3 protein-coding genes are annotated in these 2,367 nt (G+C 41.1%); all 3 read left to right on the forward strand.

Features of this window, described 5'->3' with window-relative positions; all coding sequences use genetic code 11:
• Positions 1-722: CoA transferase (locus G4P69_RS37090; protein WP_208354857.1), on the forward strand; the 722-nt coding region annotated here is incomplete at its 5' end.
• Between the two features lie 100 nt (positions 723-822).
• Positions 823-1,488, forward strand: a complete 666-nt coding sequence (locus G4P69_RS37095) for a nucleoside/nucleotide kinase family protein (protein WP_208345418.1) — start codon at positions 823-825, stop codon at positions 1,486-1,488.
• 63 nt (positions 1,489-1,551) lie between these two features.
• The gene (locus tag G4P69_RS37100) at positions 1,552-2,094 is read left to right on the forward strand and encodes a protein-tyrosine phosphatase family protein (RefSeq protein ID WP_208345422.1); all 543 of its coding nucleotides are present in this window, start codon (positions 1,552-1,554) and stop codon (positions 2,092-2,094) included.
• Positions 2,095-2,367: the final 273 nt, after the last annotated feature.

Below are 2,367 nucleotides of genomic sequence, written 5' to 3' on the forward strand. Positions count from 1 at the left end.
TTGCAACACGGTTTCTTGCCAGTTATGGGGCGCAAGTATTGCGTATTGATCCGATAGGATGGGAAGAACCAGGTGTTGTGCCGGAAGTGGTATTAGGCAAGCGCTGTGCCCGGCTTGATCTAAAGAATGCCAATGGTATGGCCGCACTGAAAAAACTGTTGGGTGATGCTGATGTAATTATCCATGGATACCGAACTGGCGCACTGGCAAATCTTGGTCTTGACAGTGAAGAAAGACAAAAGTTGCGTCCTGGGCTGGTTGATATTTCAGTCAATGCTTATGGCTGGAACGGGCCATGGAAATTGCGTAGGGGATTTGATAGCCTGGTACAGATGTCAAGCGGTATTGCACATACCGGGATGGTCAAAGCAAATAAAAACTGCCCATTTCCATTGCCCGTGCAGGCTCTTGATCATGCAACGGGGTATTTGCTTGCAGCAGCAGCGATACGAGGCTTAATTAGGCGTGTGACGAGCGGCCAAGGTATGGAAGTACGGGCTTCGCTTGCCAGAACAGCAGCTTTACTGGCTTGTTATCCGGTTGAAAATGGTCTTGCTGCAAAGATTGAGGCGGAGAATAGCAATGATCTCGCTCCAGCCATCGAAGCTACCGCGTGGGGGGCGGCGCAGCGTCTGAAACCACCTTTGGTTATAGAAGGTTGTCCGATGTATTGGGATTTACCGTCATCGCCGTTAGGTTCCTCATTGGCTGAATGGCTTTGATTTGCTCTCAATTTTGGCTTTAGCGTAGGATTCTGGGAATATTCTGCCGTGACCCCTATTTCAGATGAAAACGATACCTTTATGGGCGGAGAGTGTCAATATGCAAAGAAATGAACTTATAAAAATTATTGTCACCGAAATTGAAAAATTACAACTGGAGCACCCTGTTAGAGTAGGAGTTAGTGGAATTACAGCTTCAGGGAAAAGTACATTAGCCCAAGAAATCGCTTTAGAAATTGTCAGCCGAGGCTATCCCTGTATTAAAGCATCTATTGATGATTTTCATCATCCTAAAAAAGTACGCTATTCCGAAGCACTAAGCTTAGCCCATGCCTATTATAAAAATGCTCACGATTACGATGCACTTATAGAACGTCTACTAAAGCCTTTGGGTAAAGGGGGTAGTTTGATTTACCAAACCCAATCTCTTGACTTAGAAACAGATATTCCCGTGAATCCTGAGCCACAAGTTGCGTCTATAAATACAATTTTGGTTGTCGATGGCACTTTCTTATTTAAAGAAAAGCTAAATGATTATTGGGACTTTCGTATTTTTGTTGAGACTGACTTTGAAATTGCTTTAAAGCGAGGTATACAAAGAGATCAAGCACGTCTTGGGGGAGAGTTATCCACAGAAAAAAGATACCTAGAGCGCTATCATAAGGCATCAAAGATGTATATAAATGACTGTCATCCGATTTCAAAAGCTCAAGTTATTGTTAATAACAATGATATTAATTTTCCTGAATTAATTAAAATTAGCTAAAATTGTTTCATAATTTATAGCAATCCTTTATTAAGGGATATGATAGATAGCCTAACTCAAAATATATACAAATTTGCTCCTGCTTGTGAGCAGGAAGCTATTGTATTTGGATCTTCCAGACCTGGTTACTCCCATAAACAAGTGCTTGATTGGGTTAAATTCATGCAACAAAAAAATATTAAACGAGTTTGCTGTCTTCTTCCTGAAACGCAACTAGCCTCCTACACAAATCTTTTAGGAAGATATCAACAAGAATTTGGTAGCCAACATGTTTGTTGGGCACCCATTAAAGATTTCCACGTTTGCGATCTAGAAACACTCACACAGAAAATACTTCCTTTTTTAATAACAGCAGATAAACAAAATGAGAAAGTAGTTGTACACTGTTCGGGTGGTATTGGTCGCACTGGTCATGTCCTAGCTGCATGGTTAGTGAGTGTGAGAGGATTTTCTAACAAGGACGCGATCGCTGCTGTGAAAAGAACAGGCAGAAATCCTTATGAAGCTGTGATTGCATCTGTCTTTTTTCTAAGAAATCCCTTTCACACAGCGAAAGAACTTAATGAACTTTTGAATGGCTGTCGCCTGGCAATACAGAATGAGTAGATTATATCTTATTTAAAGATATAGTATATATATCGGTTTACAGTACTTTAGTAACTCATATCTAAAACTCTGCTAAACCACAAGTACTGAAAGAGCTCCCTAAGAAGGCACATCAGTACTCTCGAAGCACTCTTGAAGCAGCATTTTGGGGTAAAAGTAGCGAAGAGAGATTTTGCCGCCACGCAACGGCTGAAACTTTTACCCAGATGAGGTTTTAGAAAAAAAACTCGCCTTTAAGCAGCATCAATTTGTAATCGCTCGTTCATATCCAAT

The organism is Aetokthonos hydrillicola CCALA 1050, from assembly GCF_017591665.1.
Taxonomy (GTDB): Bacteria; Cyanobacteriota; Cyanobacteriia; order Cyanobacteriales; family Nostocaceae; genus Aetokthonos; species Aetokthonos hydrillicola.